Below are 19,135 nucleotides of genomic sequence, written 5' to 3' on the forward strand. Positions count from 1 at the left end.
TGGCACCCATTATACCATAATACCCTTCAAAAAGCGACTTTTTAAAAGTGTAATCAGTAATTCTATCAATTATAAGAAAAAGGTAGTTTACAATTCAGTAAACCTACCTTTACACATATTGAAATTAAGATTCTTTAACCTCTAACAAACCAATTTCACCATCCTCACGACGATAAATCACATTGGTTGTCTGATCTTCAACATCCACATAGATAAAGAAATCATGCCCCAATAAATCCATTTGTAGAATTGCTTCTTCCAAATCCATTGGTTTTAAATCAATTTGTTTTGAACGAACAACTTTAGACTGGACAACATTTGAATCTTCCACCAAAGCATCTGTAAATAATTGACCAGTTGCTACCTTATTTTTATTTTTACGCTCGATTTTTGTTTTATTTTTACGAATCTGACGTTCAATTTTATCAGTTACAAGGTCAATTGAACCATACATATCTTGAGATACATCTTCTGCACGAAGAGTAATAGAGCCAAGCGGAATCGTTACCTCCACTTTAGCAGTTTTTTCACGATACACCTTCAAGTTAACTCGAGCATCCAACTCTTGTTCAGCTTGAAAATACTTTTCGATCTTTTCGAGTTTAGAAACTACATAATCACGAATTGCTTCTGTTACTTCTAGGTTTTCACCACGTATACTATATTTAATCATATGAGTACCTTCTTTCTAAACATTTTTGTTTTTATGATTTTATTATAACGCTTTCATTCTATTTTTGCAAATTTTTTCCTCATCTTACAAGGGAAAATGTTTTTACATCCTTAGCACCAGCTTCTTCCAACAGTTTCTTGACACGATTTATAGTTGCTCCTGTAGTATAGATATCATCTATAAGTAGGATTTTTTTAGGAATAGTGACTCCACTTTTTATAAAGAAAGGAAGTTCTGTCCCCAAGCGTTCTGAACGATTTTTAGAAGAACTGGCTCTCTCTTCTCTTTTCCCTAGTAAATCCAGATACGAAAAACCTGCTGCCTCTACCAAGCCCTCAACCTGATTAAATCCTCTGTTAACATATCTATCAGGACTTAGGGGAATGACTACAAATTGATACTCTTTGTACTTTTTTAACTCCTCACTTAAAACTGAAGCAAACACTTTTCTTAAAAGGAAGTCTCCATCAAACTTATACCGACTGAAAAAATCCTTCATAGCTTGATTGTAAGTAAAAATCGCTCTATGACTGACTTCAACTCCTTCTTTACACCAAAATTGACAATCTTGACACTTTGTTGACAATCCTATTTTCATACAGTTTGGACAGTGCTCTTCTCCAATCCTCTCAAAAGTAGAATCACAATCTAAACAAAGACAGGAGGCATCATTCTTCAGAAGTAAGAGACTACTAAAAGTTAAAACAGTCTTCATAGTCTGCTCACATAACAAGCACTTCATAGACCAGCCTCCTTATTCATCATCTGAATTTCCTTAATCGCCTTCTTAATTGAAGTATTTAACCCATCATGGAAGAAAAGCAAATCTCCTGTCGGTCTATCCATACTTCGTCCAACTCGTCCACCAATTTGAATCAAACTAGACTTGGTAAACAAACGATGATTGGCCTCTACTACGAAAACATCCACACAAGGGAATGTAACTCCACGCTCCAAGATTGTCGTACTGATAAGTATTGTCAGCTCCCCATCTCGAAAAGCTTGTACTTGCTCTAATCGATCCTCTGTTACAGAAGATACAAAGCCAATTTTCTCATTTGGAAATTGCTCCTGTAAGATTTCTTTTAACTGCTCCCCTTTCTTAATTTCTGAAGCAAAAATAAGTAACGGATAACCTGTCTTTCTCTGCTTATCAATATAGGACTTTAACTTTGGCGACAAACACTTCTTATCTAAGTAGCGATTAAAATCCGATAACCAAATTGGTTTTGGAATAATCAACGGATTTCCATGAAACCGTCTCGGTAAACTCAGTCTTTTTAGTTCTCCTAAACGGACCTTTTTATCTAACTCATTGGTCGAAGTCGCTGTTAAAAAGATTCTCAATCCATTCTCCTTTACACTATTCTTGACAGCGTGGTAAAGCGTGGGATTATCAACATAAGGAAAAGCATCTACTTCATCCACTATCAGCAAATCAAAAGCTTGATAAAACTTCAATAACTGATGGGTCGTCGCAACAACTAGTGGTGTTCGAAAATAAGGTTCCGATTCTCCATGTAGCAAAGCTATTCCGCAAGAAAAATCCTGTTGCAGGCGCTTATACAGCTCCAAACAAACATCTATGCGAGGACTAGCCAAACACACTGCACCACCTCCATTAATCACTTTAGCCACTACTTGATAAATCATTTCTGTCTTTCCAGCTCCTGTTACCGCATGAACTAAGGTTGGCTTTTGCTTGTCTACTGCTTGAAGTAGTCCCTCTGACACCTTCTCTTGAAAAGGAGTTAATTGGCCGCGCCATTTGAGAACATCTTGCTTCGGAAAATCCTCCTGCGGGAAATAGTATAAAGCTTGATCACTCCTGACTCGCTTCATAATTAAGCACTCCCGACAATAGTAAGCACCAATGGGCAAATACCATTCCTCCAGAATAGCACTATTACAACGTTGACAGACAAGTTTCCCCTTATCCTTTCTCATTGCTGGAAGTTTCTCCGCCAACTGACGCTCCTCTTCTGTTAATTCATTCTCAGTAAATAAACGACCGAGATAATCTAAATTTACTTTCATACTTCTTTATTCGTAAAAACTAGCACTTTAGATGATTTTTTAGTACAATTAAATCATGGAATTTAGAACAATTAAAGAGGACGGTCAAGTCCAAGAAGAAATCAAAAAATCCCGCTTTATCTGTCATGCCAAGCGTGTTTATAGCGAAGAAGAGGCTCGTGACTTCATTACTGCTATCAAAAAAGAACACTACAAAGCTACGCATAACTGCTCTGCCTTTATTATTGGAGAACGTAGTGAAATTAAACGTACAAGTGATGATGGTGAGCCTAGTGGTACTGCTGGTGTTCCCATGCTTGGGGTACTAGAAAATCACAATCTCACTAATGTCTGTGTGGTTGTGACACGCTACTTTGGTGGTATTAAACTAGGCGCTGGAGGACTAATTCGTGCTTACGCCGGCAGTGTCGCCTTAGCTGTCAAAGAAATTGGCATCATTGAAATAAAGGAACAGGCGGGCATTGCTATTCAAATGTCTTATGCTCAGTACCAAGAGTACAGTAACTTTCTTAAAGAACATAATCTCATGGAGCTGGATACAAACTTTACAGATCAAGTCGATACGATGATTTATGTTGATAAAGAAGAAAAAGAAACTATTAAAGCTGCACTGGTAGAATTTTTTAATGGAAAAGTCACTTTAACTGATCAAGGTTTACGCGAAGTTGAGGTTCCTGTAAACCTAGTGTAAACAATAGATAATACAGTGTTTCACTGATATTTCCACCGCTACTTTAATTAGCAAAATAAAAAGATGCGTACCAAAATATACTAGAAAATGAAGCAATTCAAACGAAACCTGATATCGTTTTCCTTTACACCTATTTACTAGAATTAGCTGAACACAATCGCTTAAAAATTAATGGCTTAGACCTGTGATATAAAAAAATCCTATCACTTCGATAGGATTTCTATATTTTACAAATGGTATAGATAGCGTTATACTAGAAATATCTTATACAAAGAGGTATTCATATGTCTATTTATAACAACATTACTGAACTAGTCGGTCAAACACCGATTGTTAGACTCAACAACATTGTGCCAGAAGGTGCTGCAGATGTCTATGTAAAACTTGAAGCATTTAATCCTGGTTCATCTGTAAAAGACCGTATTGCCCTTAGCATGATTGAAAAAGCTGAACAAGATGGTATTCTGAAACCTGGTTCTACTATTGTTGAAGCAACAAGTGGAAACACTGGTATTGGACTTTCATGGGTAGGGGCTGCTAAAGGGTATAAAGTTGTCATCGTTATGCCTGAAACTATGAGTGTAGAACGCCGTAAGATTATCCAAGCCTATGGTGCTGAACTCGTCCTTACGCCTGGTAGCGAAGGAATGAAGGGTGCTATTGCTAAGGCTCAAGAAATCGCTGCTGAACGTGATGGCTTCCTTCCTCTTCAATTTGACAATCCAGCTAATCCAGAAGTACACGAAAGAACAACAGGAGCTGAAATACTAGCTGCTTTCGGTAAAGATGGACTAGATGCCTTTGTTGCTGGAGTGGGTACCGGTGGAACGATTTCTGGTGTTTCTCATGCACTCAAATCAGCAAATTCAAACATTCAAGTTTATGCAGTGGAAGCTGATGAATCTGCTATTCTATCTGGTGAAAAACCTGGTCCTCACAAAATTCAAGGTATCTCAGCTGGATTTATTCCTGATACACTTGATACAAACGCCTATGATGGTATTGTTCGTGTAACATCAGATGATGCTCTTGCACTCGGACGTGAAATTGGTGGAAAAGAAGGCTTCCTTGTAGGGATTTCTTCAGCTGCAGCTATCTACGGAGCCATCGAGGTTGCCAAAAAATTAGGTACAGGTAAAAAGGTCCTTGCTCTAGCACCAGATAACGGTGAACGTTATCTCTCTACAGCACTCTATGAATTTGAAGTTTAGTCTCCTAAATACAATTGGCCCTTATTATAGGGCTTTTTATTTTTACCTTAAAAATAGGAAGCTCTCCCTATAGGGATCGACTGCATAGAAAAAAGGAAGCAAATTTACTTCCTTTCTATAATCAGTTATTCAAGGCTGCTGCCATTGTAGCTGCAACTTCAGCTTCGAAGTCGTTTGCAGCTTTTTCGATACCTTCACCAACTTCAAAGCGAGCGAACTCAACTACTGAAGCGTTAACTGATTCAAGGTATGCTTCAACTGTCTTGCTATCATCCATGATGTAAACTTGTGCAAGAAGTGTGTAAGCTTGGTCAACTTTAGTGTTGTCAAGCATGAAGCGATCCATTTTACCTGGGATAATTTTATCCCAGATTTTTTCTGGTTTGCCTTCTGCAGCCAACTCAGCTTTGATGTCAGCTTCAGCTTGAGCAATAACATCATCAGTCAATTGAGCTTTTGATCCATATTTCAAGTGTGGAAGAGCTGGTTTGTTAACCATTGCACGGCTTTCGTTATCTTGGTCGATAACGTGGTTCAATTGTGCCAACTCATCTTTAACAAATTGCTCATCCAATTCTTTGTATGAAAGAACTGTTGGTTTCATCGCTGCGATGTGCATTGAAATTTGTTTAGCAAGTGCTTCGTCTCCACCTTCGATTACAGAGATAACACCGATACGTCCACCGTTGTGTTGGTATGCTCCGAAGTGTTGTGCATCTGTTTTTTCAATCAAAGCAAAGCGACGGAATGAGATTTTTTCTCCGATAGTCGCTGTTGCAGATACGTATGCAGCTTCAAGAGTTTCACCTGAAGGCATTGTCAAAGCAAGAGCTTCTTCGTTGTTAGCTGGTTTTCCTTCAACGATTGCTTTAGCTGTTGCGTTTACCAACTCAACAAATTGAGCGTTTTTCGCAACGAAGTCAGTTTCAGCATTTACTTCAACAACTGCTGCAATGTTACCGTCAACATAAACACCAGTCAAACCTTCTGCAGCAACACGGTCAGCTTTCTTAGCTGCTTTTGCCATACCTTTTTCGCGAAGCAATTCAATCGCTTTTTCGATATCGCCTTCCACTTCAACCAATGCTTTTTTAGCGTCCATAACACCAGCACCAGATTTTTCACGCAACTCTTTAACAAGTTTAGCTGTAATTTCTGCCATTTTGATTCTCCTATATTTTTTAAAAATAGGAGAGCCGGGCTAAGCCCCGCCCTCCTAGGTAATTACTATTTATTATGAATTAAGCGTTGTCGCCTTCTACAACTTCAACGATTTCTTCAATTGAATCTGCTTGAGTTTCTGAAGCTGCAAATTCTGCTTCAACTGCTGCTGCATCTTCACCTTGACGTCCTTCGATGATAGCGTCAGCCAATTTAGCTGTGATCAATTTAACAGCGCGGATAGCATCATCGTTAGCTGGGATGATTACATCGATATCATCTGGATCAGTGTTTGTGTCAACCATCGCTACAACTGGGATTCCCAATTTCTTAGCTTCTTTAACAGCGATTTGCTCTTTATGTGGGTCAACTACGTACATCACATCTGGGATACGAGGCATATCTTCGATACCACCCAAGAATTTTTCAAGACGTGCACGTTGTTTGTTAAGAAGTGCAACTTCTTTCTTAGGAAGAACTTCGAAAGTTCCATCTTCTTCCATACGTTTGATTTCTTTCAAACGAGCGATACGTTTTTGGATTGTTCCCCAGTTTGTAAGAGTTCCACCCAACCAACGGTGGTTGATGAAGTATTGACCTGAACGTACTGCTTCTTCAGCAACTGCATCAGCTGCTTGTTTCTTAGTACCAACGAACAATACAACTGCATCGTTAGCTGCTGCATCACGCATGAAGTCGTATGCTTGGTCAGCATATTTTACAGTTTGTTGCAAGTCGATAACGTGGATTCCGTTACGTTCAGTAAAGATGTACTTAGCCATCTTAGGGTTCCAGCGACGAGTTTGGTGACCAAAGTGTACACCAGCCTCAAGAAGTTGTTTCATTGAAATTACTGCCATGAGTATTTCTCCTTTTTGTTTTTTCCTCTTCTTGACTTCAACTCGCAAAACGACCCAAGGGCAACTGCTTCACAATTCATCAAGAATGAGTATTATCGTTCATACGACAATTTTTATTCTACCATACTTTTTCGATATTTTCAAGCTATTTTGATGGGATTTTTAATAGTTATTGTCTCTGGTAAAATCTGAAAAGAGGGCTCTATTCGAGTCCCTCTATAATTAGTCTGCATAAATATATGTTACAAAACCTTCAGAAGTCGTTGTTGGATTGAACCATCCACGGTGATTTCCAATTGTACGATTCCCAGCATAATTTGATTCTGATACTTGGATACGTGTTGTTGATTCAACAGCTGTAACAACCGCTACGTGACCATATCCACCATCGTTCCAACATGCAATTGCTCCAACTTGAGGTGTTGAACCTGTACGGAAACCTGCTGCTGCTGCACTTGTGGCCCACTGTGCTCCATTACCCCAATAGTCTCCAGCCCAAGGTGCTAATGTTTTAACTCCCCATGTACATTCACCAATTGGATAAGTTGAGGCATTTGTGTTATATGTTGGACGTACTTTAGCCTGAACAGGTGCTACTGCAGATTCAGATACTGCTTGTACCTGTGCTGTTAGGTTTGTATTACCTGAAGCAAGTACTGACTGTTGTTGGCTAGCTTGTTTTTCTTTATAAGCTGCTTCTGCTGCCGCAGCTGCACGAGCCTCTGCCTCAGCTGCTGCTTTTTGCTCTAATAGACTTGCTTTTTCCCCTTCAGCTGTCGCTTTCTCAGCAGCAAGACTCAATTCAGCAGCCTTTAGTTCTGCCTGTTTCGTAGTCAATGCTTGAGCATCATCAGCTAATTTTTGTTGATTAGCAATTACAGTATTGATAGCATCATTATTTGCTACTTGTTTTTCAGAAATAGCTTTTTTATCTGCCTTTTGTTGTTCTAACATTTTGTTGTTCGCAGATACGATTTCACTCATTGCAGTAACACGTGAAATAGCTTCTGTAATTGATTTTGAGTTTACAATGGTATTGATATAGCTAGTTGCAGCTCCATTTGTTTGAGCACTACGAGCTTGTTTTTCCAAAGATTGGTTACGAGAAACAATGTTTTTGGAAAGTTCTGTAATCTCACCCTCGAGTTTCTTAGATTCTGCTTGTAATCTATCATTTTCAGATTGCAAGTTAGATTGCTCTGCTTGAATCGCAGATACTTGCTCCTGAATTTGATCAACTTGTTTTTGTGCTTCTTCTTGTTGTGCTGTTAAATTACTAATTTTATTATCTTGAGCAGCAATTTTGTCATCAGTCGTTTCTGCATGGGCAGTCGTCAATACTGCTGCCTGGGAAACCATTACTGTACTTAATAAAAGCGAGGCTAAGATTTTTTTCTTCATGGCTAATAAATACTCCTTCTGTTTAAGACAATACTAGTATACCAAAAAAAATTCCAATAAACATTACGCCTTTGTTACATTTATATGTCGTTCTTATAGATAATATTTTTCAAAAATAAATTGAAAAACAGTAATCCATAAAAAATTTAAAATCATCGTCGGTACCAAGCTATAGACTATAAAAATCGACATGCTATCTACTGTCAACCCTACCATAAAAGCCAAAAGATAACTACCCATTTCAAACAGGAATGTCAGCACAATCATAGCTAGCATTCTTGTCCAACGATTCAACAAAATAACACTATTCAATTTATGAAGGAAGGCTCCCAATAAGATAAATAAGAGAGTTGCAATCCCTATTAGATGGAAAAAGTAAACATCATAAACCAAGCCTATAACAAAACAATAGACTAGATAGAGATACTCTGATACTTCTATCGTCTCAAATAATAGAAATAGAAAAAGAAAATGACTAGCTAAATGTACATGGGGGAAAAATGAGCCCAGAAGCTGGCTAATATGGGCGTCAATTAGAACAAAGAAAGGGAGCAATAAAAACACTCCAACCCGCTTCAACTGTCTCATTATGAATTCCCCACTAATTCTATCACATCCACATTATGAGTATCTGCACTCAATTTAACAGTTACTTCTCGTGTCAAATAGTCTGTACTATGCGTTGTGGCAACCACTTCACCAACAGGAATATCCGTAACGTTAAAGTTTCCTAATCCACCCGTTGTCACCTTATCGCCTGTACTAATATCGCTATTACTATTTAATTGACTAATTTTAAGAACTTCATTTTCCTTGTCGTAGCCAACAATAATTCCATAAATTGTGGTAGTGCCGTGTTGAATTTTAACAGAAATCTTATCAGCATTTTCCGTATTTGTCAGAAGGTTGACCATAGTAGAGTTGTCCTCCACTTTTGAAACACTCCCAATCAAACCACCGTTTGCAATTACTAACATATTCTCAGAAGCACCTTTTGATCTACCTGCATCCAAGGTCAACTCCTGCTTCCAAGATACCGGAGAACGCATAATAACATCTGCTGCCAAAGTCTTTGTGGCTTGCAATTTAGACTTCATATCAAGCAATTGACGCAGTTGTTCATTTTCCGTCTTTAAACTTTCCGCCTCATTTGATTTGACTTCTAACTGGTAAAGCTGTTTCTTCAAACTTTCATTTTCATTATATGCTCGTGTCAAATGAGCCAAATCTGATTTGACAGAATCAAACCACCGAAAAGGTTTTTGCACAACCCTATCAACCAATGAGATTCCATCTCCTAATTTTGTCACAATTGTACTTGAATAAGTCGTCGCTAAGAGAGCTGAGACAAGCAGAACAGTGACAAAAACAATAATGACATATTTTGATTTTTTAAAACGGTTCATATCCCTACCTTTATATCAAGAACTGTTACAGTAACTTTTTTATCAATTCCTGAAAGCTACTAAGATTTTAAGAAAAATAAGCAACAACCAAGTACGATAATAACAAGAATGGTCAGCGTATCCTTTAGAGTCCATTTCAATTGTCGGTATTGACTTCTGCCTTTTCCACCCTGATAACCACGCACTTCCATAGCGATAGCCAAGGAATCCGCACGTTTTAAACTTGTTGCAAAAAGAGGAATCAAAATGGGAATCATCGCCTTTACTTTTTGAACAATGCTTCCTTCACCAAAATCCACTCCACGCGCTTTCTGTGCATTCATAATCCGCGTCGTATCATCCATCAAGGTTGGGACAAAACGTAGACTCATGGACAGCATCAATCCAATTTCATGAACTGGAACTTTCACACGCTTTAAAGGTGCTAATAAAGCTTCGACAGCTGAGGCCAAACTTAAGGGCATGGTCGTTAAGGTTAACAAAGTTGAAAAGAAAATAATCAATACAAAGCGACAAAAAATAATTCCAGCTTGTTGCAAAGCATAATCCGTGATTCTCACAAACGAAAACTCAAATAAAACATTCCCATTAGAAATGAAAAATAGTTGAAAAATAGTTGTGAAGGCAATCAAGAAAAACATAGACTTCAAGCCCTGAATAAAAAATGAAAGAGATACTCCTGACAAGGCAATAAATATCCCTGTCGCTATAAAAAGAATTAAATTCGTCAAGGGAGTATTAGCCCAGAAAACGATTAAAATCAGTAACATCATAGCAAGCAATTTGCTACGTGGATCCAATCGGTGAACAATCGAATCCCCTGGGATATAACGCCCCAAAATCATACTATCCATTTAGCGACTCCTTGAACTCCTCTATCTTAATCGGTAATCGTTTAAATGACACGCCTCTATCAGCCAATCGTTTACAAAAGGCCGTAATTTTAGGTACTCCCAACTGCACTTCTTCCATAAAGACAACATCTTGAAAGACATCACTTGGCTTACCACCCTTAACTAGACGTCCCTTTTCCATCACATAGACTTGATTCGCATATTCAGCAACATCATCCATCAAATGCGTTACCAAGACAATGGTCATCCCTGACTGGTGGAGTTTTTTGAACAAATTCATCAACTCTTTTCTACCCAGAGGATCCAGGCCTGCTGTGGGTTCATCTAAGACTAATACAGCTGGCTCCATGGCAAGTATGCCTGCAATGGCCACACGTCTCATTTGTCCCCCTGACAGCTCAAACGGGCTACGATTTAAAAGTGATTCATCAATTCCAACCAGAGCCAGTTTCTCACGCGCAATCTGCTCCGCATCTTCCTCAGAAACTCCAAAATTTTGCGGTCCAAAAGCAACGTCTTTCAAAACCGTTTCTTCAAAAATCTGATTTTCAGCAAACTGAAATACCAAGCCAACCTGTTTTCTAATTTGACGAATATCTTTATTTTTAGAAGTCGAGGTGATTAAGGTATCAAAAACCCTCACACTCCCTTGACTTGGCACCAATAAACCATTTAAGAGTTGTAAAATAGTTGATTTACCACTACCTGTGTGCCCAATTAAAGCCGTATAAGAACCATCTTCAATCGTCAAAGAAACATCCGACAAAGCTGTTGAAGATAAGGGAGTCCCTTCTTGATATGTAAAACTCACATTTTCTAGAGCAATTCCCATAATTTATCCTCTAGCTCACTTTCTGTCAAATAATTTTCAGGTAAATCATAGCCATTCTGGCTCAAAGAATATTTTACTTGATTGGCAAAAGGATCGTCTAATCCAATTTGATCTAAATCATTTCGAGAGAAAAGTTCTCTTGGGCTACTAGTTGATTCAATTTCCCCTTTTTTCATGACCAATACGCGGTCACTCATGGCAACTTCTTCCAAATCATGGGTAATAGAAATGACCGTCATATCATAGTCTTTCCGAATTCCCTGTACTGTCTCAATCAGTTCTCTACGCCCCTCAGGGTCCAACATACTCGTTGCTTCATCTAAGATTAAAATAGCTGGTCTTAGGGCTACAACACCTGCAATGGCCACACGTTGTTTTTGGCCACCTGATAGACGCGCCGCCTCTCTCTTTTTAAAGTCCAACATGCCAACCAAATCTAGAGCTTCCTCCACTCTCTTTTTCATTTCTTGACGAGAAAGACCCTGATTTTCCAAACCAAAGGCTACATCATCTTCAACAGTCGCTCCAACAAATTGATTGTCTGGATTTTGAAAAACCATACCGATTTGACGACGTATTTTCCAAACATTTTCCTCAGTCAACCGTTGACCATCTATTACAATCTCTCCAGATTCTGCTTCCAGTAAGCCATCAATTAATCGAACCGTCGTTGATTTACCACTACCATTATGCCCTACAATCGAAAGCCATTCTCCACGTTTCACGTGAAACGTAATATCCTTCACATCATAGTATTCTTGACTTTCCTTATAACGAAAAGAAAGATTTTTTACATCAATTATTGATTTCATTTCGAACCAAATGTCCCTTTAAATACATAGGCACTACCCTTGAAATAATCATAGCCAGAGTAGATAGTGAAAAACAAGGCCACATAAAGTAGAACTTGACCAAGCAAAGTCCAATGTAATAGCAAGAAAATAATGGCAAACATCTGACTAAAAGTTTTAATTTTTCCAGGCATTGCTGCTGCTAAAACTGTTCCACCAGTTTCAACCAATAAAAGCCTTAAACCTGTCACAGCCAACTCACGACAGATGATCACTGCAACAATCCAAGCTGGAGCCATACCTAACTCAATCAGCATAATAAAAGCCGACATAACTAGTAACTTATCCGCCATAGGATCTGCAAATTTACCAAAATTACTGACCACATTCCATTTACGAGCTAAATATCCATCTAAATAATCTGTAATACTAGCAATAGCAAAGATAATAGCTGCCACTATATGACTCTCTATCGAATTTCCTATCGTTAAAATAAAGATAAAAATAGGTATAAAGAGAATTCGACCTATTGTTAAAAGATTGGGAATTTGTTCTTTTTTCATTCGTTTTTCCTTAATTTTTAGTAAAGGTTACAGTGATTTGTCCAGTCTGAGCTGTTAATTTCGATAAATCAACAGTCTGATTATCTACTGTCAAAGCAACACCTTTTACAACACCTAAGGTAATTGTTACAGGACTTTTAGTTGCAACTGTTGCTTCTGCACTTTTCTTCTCTGGCGATAAGGTTACACCGCCCTCAAGTTCGCTTTCTGAAACGCTGACCCAACTTGTAACATCTGAAACTGCCAATTGCAATTTAACTGTTTCCTTACTTGTCTTATAAGCGATTTCTACATGATTTCCTTCACCTGATACACTTATAGCTGATTCTATACTAGAAGAACTGCTAGATGAACTACTACTTGAGGAGTGGGGAACAGAGCTAGTTGAACTTATTGAACTTGTTGATTGAACCACACTGTAATTAGAAAGAGAAGGCCCCTCTGGTTGAGTTTGAATATAGTTCCAAACATAATAGGCCACAAAAATTAAAATAGATAAGGCAAAAAGGATAAAATAAAATAAAGGTAAAAAGGATGGTTTTTTCTTATTTTTCTTACTTGAACGTCTGCGCCCTGTCAACTCGTCTTCATCAACATCTACTTCCTCATAAGTAATCATACTCCCAGAATCATAAGCATCCAAGACAATTTGGTCATCTAACTCAACAGCCCATGCATATTTTCTCAAGAAAGAACGCGTGTAAAAAGGACTTGGAAGTTGATCGAAATCGTCTGCTTCCATTGCTTCCAACATATCTAACTGGATTTCTGTCTTTTTCTGCAATTCATCTAAACTCAATCCCTGATTGATTCTAGCTAATCGTAAAACCTCACCAATTGTTTTTTTTCTCATACTTGTCATCCCTTCTTTCTAGTGTCTATTATGATAGGTTACTACGATGGGAATATTGTGAAATCAACTATATCCCCTTCATCTATTAAGTGATGCCCTGCTTCAAGGACATCCTCTAAAGTAATTTCCTGTAAAATTTTCGGCAAATCAAAAATTGTCTCACCATGTTCAAAAGCATCATATTGCGTTGCAAGCAATTCAAGAGAGTTCATGCTACTGAAAAATTCTCCAAACATCTCTCTTTTGATAATATCTAAATGATCCTCTGTAATATCTAAATCCTTTGTAAAATTACGAATGGCCTTCCTAAATTGATGGGATAAAGCAACTGGCTCTTTCGTATCCATTGTCAACATAACAAAATGAAAACGACTTGTTACTTCAATTTCAAGAGATAAGGAAGCATCTATTTTACCTGATTCATAACATTTTTGAAAACGATCCGAAGTCCAACCAAACATCATTGCAAACAATAATTTTAATAAAATATGATGTCGATAGCAATCCGCCTCAGCAACTTCTCGCTTACCTCTAACTCCAATCGCTAGTTTGGGAGAAGATACTTCCATTCTCATACTGTCTGTTTGCTTTACAGCCTGTAAAAGAAACTTTTCTCTTGCTAGTTCCTGAACATCTAAATCTTTCAGTTTTTTTCTTTCAAAATAGTCCTGTACTTTCTCTACATCAAAATCACCAACTAAAAACAGAGACATGTTTACAGGTTTGTAAAATCTTGCAAAATTTTCTTGCAAATTAGTTAGATTTATTTGGGAAATGGACTCCTCACTTCCAACTATATCCGTCGCTAAAGGTGTACCTGGATACAAATTCGCTAAGGTTGAAAAGAATAAACACGAATCTGGATCATCTTGATACATTTCTCGTTCTTGCTGAATAATATCCTGCTCTCTTAAAATGGAATCTTCAGTAAAATGTGCTGATGTTACCAATTCATCAAGTAAATCTAAATTTTCTAAAAAATGATCCGTTGCTGAAAAAAGATAGCTTGTTTTTGTAAAACTTGTAAAGGCATTACTATCTGCACCTAGACTCGTAAAAGCAGACATCAAATCGCTAGAATCTTCTCTCTCAAATAATTTATGTTCAAGAAAATGAGCAATTCCCGCAGGATATTCTTTTACATCTCCGTCAACTTCTGTGACAAGCGTATCTACCGAACCAAACTGTACAGTGACACTCCCGTAAACCTCTTTAAATTCCTTTTTAGGCAAAAGAACAACTGTTAATCCATTTGACAAACGAGTTCGATAAATCATTTCTTTTACAGCTGGATAGTATTTTTCTTCAAAAACAACCTTTGTCATTCTATTCCTTCCATAAAGTAAATCGCCTGTAGTTTCACATTATTAGCTGCTCTACAAATAGCATCTTTGTCAACTTGCTCGAGTTTTGCAATCCAACCTTTAAAGTCTGCTGAAGATTTTCCAAGTAAGGCATTTTGATAAGCACGTTCAATCAATGAACCTTGATTATCTTGAGAAAGCAACAAAGACCGACGAATCATTTCCTTGGTCTGCTCTAGCTCAAGCTCTGTAAAATAACCTTTTTTTAAATCAAGTAATTGATTATTCATCATTTTTCGAGCCTGATTCCTATTTTCTCGATTGATACCAGCATACATTCTCAAGAATCCACTAAATAAATCAAGCTGACTTGAAATGGTATAAGCTAATCCAGCATTTTCACGGACATTTGTAAAGAGCTTAGAATGAGCAAATCCACCAAGTAAACCATTCATTACAATCATGGGTAAATGTTGCTCATCGCCATATTCAGCAGAGCAATAATATCCCAACTCTAAAATAGACTGTCCCACATTTTTCCGAACCATACCTTCCTGAAGGATATTGGAATAAGGTTGACAATACTGAACCTTCATATCTCCTTTTCGAGCTTTAAAGCCAAATGATTCTAATACATTTTGAATTTCAACCTCATTAAAATCACCTAGGAAAAAGAAATCTATTCGATCATTGGCCAAAAATTCTTGGAAACAAGAATAAGAACTTTGTGGAGTTTCAGCTAAAATACGATTTCGTAAATCACTATATTCCAATTGAAGACGTTCATCATGAAAAAACAATTTATCCAATTCTTTATGTGCAAAATAAAAAGAATCATCCATATCAGCTGCTAAACTTGCTAGCAATTGTTTTTTCTCAATTTCAAATAAGGCCGGATCAAACCCATTATCAACTACTACGGGTGAAAAAAGAGTTTCTTTTACAAGTTCCAAAATCTGAGAAGTTAGCACGTTTTTCCTACTTAAAAACTCATCACGAACATAGGTAAATGTCAATTCTATAATGTGGCTTTGCCCTCTTCTGAAACAATTGGTTGACATATCTGTACCGTATAGACTGGCCAAGTGTCTCCTCAAATCTTGAGAAGTGGGGTACATCTGATTAGCAGTCTCTAGCATACTTGCACTCAACATGTGACCTGCAATCGTATCAAGGGATAATGGAGCGGTAAAACGCACGGTAATTTTGTTTGTTTTAAACTTTTTTGATTGGATAAAATGTGTTGAAATTCCATGCACTAACTCCATGATTTACCTCCTTATATACAGACTTCTATTATATCACGAAAACCTGAAATTTTCTTGTTCCCTGTAACACTTTTGAAATAAAAATCGCTTACATTTCTAGCTGTCTCTCTCACTATTTTTAGGAAAATATGGTATAATACCAAAGATTGAGGTGAATTATGGAATACAAATTATTTGAAGAATTTATTACCCTCCAAGCACTACTCAAAGAACTTGGAATTACACATAGCGGAGGAGCTATTAAATCATTTCTCTCTGAACATTCTGTTTACTTTAATAGGGAATTAGAGAGTCGTCGTGGAAAAAAACTTCGTATTGGCGATAAAGTTGACATCCCTGACATGAACATTGACATCTTGTTGACACAACCTACTTCTGAAGAACAAGATGAATACCAAGCTGATAAAGTTGAAAAAGAACGGATCGCTAAACTTGTCAAAAAGATGAATAAGGGAGTTAAAAAAGACAAATCGAAACCTGCTTCATCACCAAAAAGCAAACAAGCTCCACGATTCCCTGGTAGATAATCATGTGGCTACAACACCTATCTCTCAAAACTTTTCGTAACTACAAAGAGACGAAAATAGACTTTAATCCTAAATTAAATGTCTTTTTAGGACGTAATGCACAAGGTAAAACAAATATGTTAGAGGCTATCTATTTTTTAGCCTTAACACGTAGCCATCGAACTCGAACAGATAAAAATCTCATTCATTTTGATGAGGAACAACTTCATCTTTCAGGTCTCGTTCAGAAAAAAACGGGATCTATTCCTCTCGAAATTGAACTAACACAAAAAGGACGTGTTACAAAAGTTAATCACTTAAAACAGGCACGACTTTCAGACTATGTCGGACACATGAATGTTGTCTTATTTGCTCCTGAAGATCTACAACTAATTAAAGGAGCACCTTCGGTTCGACGAAAATTCATTGATATGGAGCTTGGGCAAATTAAGCCAATCTATTTATCAGATTTAACCAATTATAATCACATCCTAAAACAAAGAAATACTTATCTAAAATCAGTTCAAAAAATAGATGAAACCTTCCTTTCTGTGTTGGATGATCAGCTAATTGATTATGGATGTCGTGTAATGAATCACCGCTTAGATTTCATAAAAAAACTAGAATCATTTGGGCGTAAGAAACATTTTGAACTCTCTAATCAGATTGAAGAGTTGTCAATATCCTATCAATCTTCTGTCAAGATAACTGACAAACAAAACTTATCCGAATCTTTCAAAATTGCTTTAGAAAAAAGTAGATCTAGAGATTTATTTAAAAAGAATACTGGTGTCGGTCCTCATCGAGATGACATTTCTTTCTATATAAATGGAATGGATGCTAGTTTCGGAAGCCAAGGTCAACATCGTAGTCTCGTCCTATCGATAAAATTAGCAGAAATCGAATTAATGGAAAGTATTACTACAGAATCTCCAATATTACTGCTTGACGATGTTATGAGCGAACTTGACAACACTAGACAACTAAAATTATTAGAAACGATTTCACATTCAATTCAAACCTTTATCACAACAACAAGCTTAGATCATCTTCAAAATCTGCCAGAAAATCTAAGTATCTTTACTATTCAGGATGGTAAAGTTGCTGTAACTGAAAATTGACAACATTGTAAAAGAACTCCTGTTTTCACGGGAGTTCTTTTCATTGTTTTTTACATAGAATAATTTGGTGCCTCATTCGTAATTTGTACATCGTGAGGGTGGCTTTCTTTCAAACCAGCACCAGACATTTCAATAAATTGAGCATTATCGTGTAGTTCTTTAAGGTTAGCTGCACCACAGTAACCCATACCAGAGCGAATACCTCCAATCATTTGGAAGACAATATCAGCTGCCGCTCCTTTATAAGCAACACGACCCTCAATTCCTTCTGGAACAAGTTTGTTTGCTTCATTGACAGAGCCTTGGAAGTAACGGTCGCTTGAACCTTTCTTCATTGCAGCGATTGAACCCATACCACGGTATGTCTTAAATTTACGTCCTTGGAAGATTTCAGTTTCTCCTGGAGCTTCATCAGTTCCAGCAAACATAGATCCAAGCATAACAGCATTTCCACCTGCAGCAAGGGCTTTTACAATATCTCCAGAATACTTGATTCCACCGTCAGCAATGATCGTTTTACCATATTCACGCGCAACAGCTGCAGCATCGTAGATAGCTGTTACTTGCGGAACACCAACACCAGCAATCACACGAGTAGTACAGATAGAACCTGGGCCAATACCAACCTTGACAACATCTACACCTGCATCATAAAGGGCACGGGCTCCTTCAGCAGTAGCAATATTTCCAGCAATCAATGTACGGTCTGGGAAATGAGCACGAATCTCAGCAATTTTACGCAGGACACCCGCAGAATGACCATGTGCAGTATCAATAACAATCGCATCCGCTCCTGCCTCAAAAAGAGCCTCTGCACGTTCAAATGTATCTGAAGTGACACCTACTGCACCTGCAACTAGTAGACGACCAAACTCATCTTTAGCAGCATTTGGAAACTCAATAACTTTTTCAATATCTTTGATAGTAATCAAACCAGAAAGACGACCTTCTTCATCTACTAAAGGAAGCTTTTCAATACGGTGTTCTTGAAGAATACTCTCAGCTGTTGCAAGATCTGTACCCACAGGAGCAGTAACAAGATTTTCACTGGTCATATGATTTGAGATTGGTTGGTTATAGTCTGAAATAAAACGAAGATCTCGGTTTGTCAAAATACCAACCAATTTACGATTTTCAAGTGTTTCAACAACTGGAACACCACTGATGCGGTAACGACCCATAAGCTCATCTGCTTCAGCAATTGTATGTTCAGGCGTCAAGAAGAACGGATCAATAATAACTCCATTTTCAGAACGTTTTACCTTACGAACCTCGTCTGCTTGTTGAGCAATAGACATGTTTTTATGGATAACTCCGAGACCGCCTGCACGAGCAATAGCAATGGCCATTTGACTCTCTGTAACTGTGTCCATGGCAGCGGTAATAATTGGGATATTTAAAGTCAGATTATCTGCCAATTTAGTTGTTAAATCTGCATCGTTAGGCAACACATGACTTTCAGCTGGAATAAGCAATACATCATCAAAGGTAAAACCTTTTTTCAAAAATTTAGTGTCCCAATTAGACATTCGAAGTTTCCTCTTTTCTTTCTTTTTGAGCTTGACTCTTTTTATATTGTATCTATCATACCATTCTATAAAAA

Annotated in this window: 20 protein-coding genes and 1 pseudogene; 5 read left to right on the forward strand and 16 right to left on the reverse strand. The window is 37.5% G+C overall.

Annotation, left to right across the window (positions count from 1 at the left end; all coding sequences use genetic code 11):
- Nucleotides 1–124: 124 nt before the first annotated feature.
- The 3 genes from hpf to SPPN_RS11160 all read right to left on the reverse strand — a co-directional run bounded on the left by hpf (nt 125) and on the right by SPPN_RS11160 (nt 2,710).
- Nucleotides 125–673 (reverse strand): ribosome hibernation-promoting factor, HPF/YfiA family, encoded by a 549-nt coding sequence (gene hpf / locus SPPN_RS11150; RefSeq protein WP_000599099.1) that lies wholly within the window; start codon nt 671–673, stop codon nt 125–127.
- 79 nt (nt 674–752) lie between these two features.
- A complete protein-coding gene (locus SPPN_RS11155) occupies nt 753–1,415 on the reverse strand; it encodes a ComF family protein (protein WP_000649947.1) in 663 nt (220 codons plus the stop codon).
- Nucleotides 1,412–2,710 carry an ATP-dependent helicase ComFA gene (locus SPPN_RS11160; protein WP_000867589.1) on the reverse strand — a complete coding sequence of 433 codons (1,299 nt, stop codon included), beginning with the start codon at nt 2,708–2,710 and terminating at the stop codon, nt 1,412–1,414. The genes SPPN_RS11155 and SPPN_RS11160 overlap by 4 nt, the downstream gene beginning before the upstream one ends.
- 55 nt (nt 2,711–2,765) lie before the next feature.
- Here SPPN_RS11160 and SPPN_RS11165 point away from each other — a divergent pair, with 55 nt between their 5' ends.
- The 3 genes and pseudogenes from SPPN_RS11165 (at nt 2,766) to cysK (ending at nt 4,612) form a co-directional block, all read left to right on the forward strand.
- On the forward strand, nt 2,766–3,401 hold the full coding sequence (locus SPPN_RS11165; protein ID WP_000395743.1) for a YigZ family protein: 636 nt from the start codon (nt 2,766–2,768) through the stop codon (nt 3,399–3,401).
- A 104-nt stretch (nt 3,402–3,505) separates the two neighbouring features.
- Nucleotides 3,506–3,589 (forward strand): annotated as a pseudogene (locus SPPN_RS14110) (PH domain-containing protein); the annotation flags it as partial.
- Nucleotides 3,590–3,685: 96 nt separating this feature from the next.
- Complete coding sequence (cysK, locus tag SPPN_RS11170) at nt 3,686–4,612, forward strand: cysteine synthase A (protein ID WP_000029891.1); 927 nt, start codon at nt 3,686–3,688, stop codon at nt 4,610–4,612.
- 121 nt (nt 4,613–4,733) lie between these two features.
- Here the strand turns inward: cysK and tsf are convergent, their stop codons facing one another.
- From tsf to yfmF, 12 genes are all read right to left on the reverse strand, one after another.
- A complete protein-coding gene (gene tsf / locus SPPN_RS11175; protein WP_000808091.1) occupies nt 4,734–5,774 on the reverse strand; it encodes a translation elongation factor Ts in 1,041 nt (346 codons plus the stop codon).
- Nucleotides 5,775–5,853: 79 nt separating this feature from the next.
- A complete protein-coding gene (gene rpsB / locus SPPN_RS11180; RefSeq protein WP_014017378.1) occupies nt 5,854–6,633 on the reverse strand; it encodes a 30S ribosomal protein S2 in 780 nt (259 codons plus the stop codon).
- Nucleotides 6,634–6,855: 222 nt separating this feature from the next.
- Nucleotides 6,856–8,034 carry a peptidoglycan hydrolase PcsB gene (gene pcsB / locus SPPN_RS11185; protein WP_000727004.1) on the reverse strand — a complete coding sequence of 393 codons (1,179 nt, stop codon included), beginning with the start codon at nt 8,032–8,034 and terminating at the stop codon, nt 6,856–6,858.
- Nucleotides 8,035–8,127: 93 nt separating this feature from the next.
- Nucleotides 8,128–8,622 (reverse strand): rod shape-determining protein MreD, encoded by a 495-nt coding sequence (mreD, locus tag SPPN_RS11190; RefSeq protein WP_001249453.1) that lies wholly within the window; start codon nt 8,620–8,622, stop codon nt 8,128–8,130.
- Entirely contained in the window at nt 8,622–9,440 is an 819-nt protein-coding gene (mreC, locus tag SPPN_RS11195; protein WP_001078989.1) for a rod shape-determining protein MreC, read from the reverse strand. The genes mreD and mreC overlap by 1 nt, the downstream gene beginning before the upstream one ends.
- 59 nt (nt 9,441–9,499) lie before the next feature.
- Nucleotides 9,500–10,294: an energy-coupling factor transporter transmembrane component T family protein gene (locus tag SPPN_RS11200; protein ID WP_000377905.1), complete on the reverse strand. Its 795-nt coding sequence runs from the start codon at nt 10,292–10,294 to the stop codon at nt 9,500–9,502.
- Nucleotides 10,287–11,126 carry an energy-coupling factor transporter ATPase gene (locus SPPN_RS11205; RefSeq protein ID WP_000510426.1) on the reverse strand — a complete coding sequence of 280 codons (840 nt, stop codon included), beginning with the start codon at nt 11,124–11,126 and terminating at the stop codon, nt 10,287–10,289. Before SPPN_RS11205 ends, SPPN_RS11200 begins: the two co-directional genes overlap by 8 nt.
- Nucleotides 11,111–11,938, reverse strand: a complete 828-nt coding sequence (locus SPPN_RS11210; RefSeq protein ID WP_000835725.1) for an energy-coupling factor ABC transporter ATP-binding protein — start codon at nt 11,936–11,938, stop codon at nt 11,111–11,113. The genes SPPN_RS11205 and SPPN_RS11210 overlap by 16 nt, the downstream gene beginning before the upstream one ends.
- Nucleotides 11,935–12,480, reverse strand: a complete 546-nt coding sequence (gene pgsA, locus SPPN_RS11215; protein WP_000712127.1) for a CDP-diacylglycerol--glycerol-3-phosphate 3-phosphatidyltransferase — start codon at nt 12,478–12,480, stop codon at nt 11,935–11,937. The genes SPPN_RS11210 and pgsA overlap by 4 nt, the downstream gene beginning before the upstream one ends.
- Nucleotides 12,481–12,490: 10 nt before the next feature.
- The gene (gene rodZ, locus SPPN_RS11220; RefSeq protein ID WP_001227966.1) at nt 12,491–13,333 is read right to left on the reverse strand and encodes a cytoskeleton protein RodZ; all 843 of its coding nucleotides are present in this window, start codon (nt 13,331–13,333) and stop codon (nt 12,491–12,493) included.
- A gap of 41 nt (nt 13,334–13,374) precedes the next feature.
- A complete protein-coding gene (gene yfmH, locus SPPN_RS11225) occupies nt 13,375–14,658 on the reverse strand; it encodes an EF-P 5-aminopentanol modification-associated protein YfmH (protein WP_000170199.1) in 1,284 nt (427 codons plus the stop codon).
- Nucleotides 14,655–15,905, reverse strand: a complete 1,251-nt coding sequence (gene yfmF / locus SPPN_RS11230; protein WP_000424266.1) for an EF-P 5-aminopentanol modification-associated protein YfmF — start codon at nt 15,903–15,905, stop codon at nt 14,655–14,657. Before yfmF ends, yfmH begins: the two co-directional genes overlap by 4 nt.
- Nucleotides 15,906–16,063: 158 nt before the next feature.
- On the opposite strand from yfmF, the gene yaaA reads away from it, so the two are divergent.
- Nucleotides 16,064–16,432 carry a S4 domain-containing protein YaaA gene (gene yaaA / locus SPPN_RS11235; protein ID WP_000455902.1) on the forward strand — a complete coding sequence of 123 codons (369 nt, stop codon included), beginning with the start codon at nt 16,064–16,066 and terminating at the stop codon, nt 16,430–16,432.
- Nucleotides 16,433–16,434: 2 nt separating this feature from the next.
- Entirely contained in the window at nt 16,435–17,532 is a 1,098-nt protein-coding gene (gene recF, locus SPPN_RS11240; protein ID WP_000266675.1) for a DNA replication/repair protein RecF, read from the forward strand.
- Nucleotides 17,533–17,582: 50 nt separating this feature from the next.
- On the opposite strand, the gene guaB is transcribed toward recF, so the two are convergent.
- A complete protein-coding gene (guaB, locus tag SPPN_RS11245) occupies nt 17,583–19,061 on the reverse strand; it encodes an IMP dehydrogenase (protein ID WP_000073416.1) in 1,479 nt (492 codons plus the stop codon).
- Nucleotides 19,062–19,135: the final 74 nt, after the last annotated feature.

It is taken from the genome of Streptococcus pseudopneumoniae IS7493, assembly GCF_000221985.1.
In the GTDB taxonomy this organism is placed as follows: domain Bacteria; phylum Bacillota; class Bacilli; order Lactobacillales; family Streptococcaceae; genus Streptococcus; species Streptococcus pseudopneumoniae.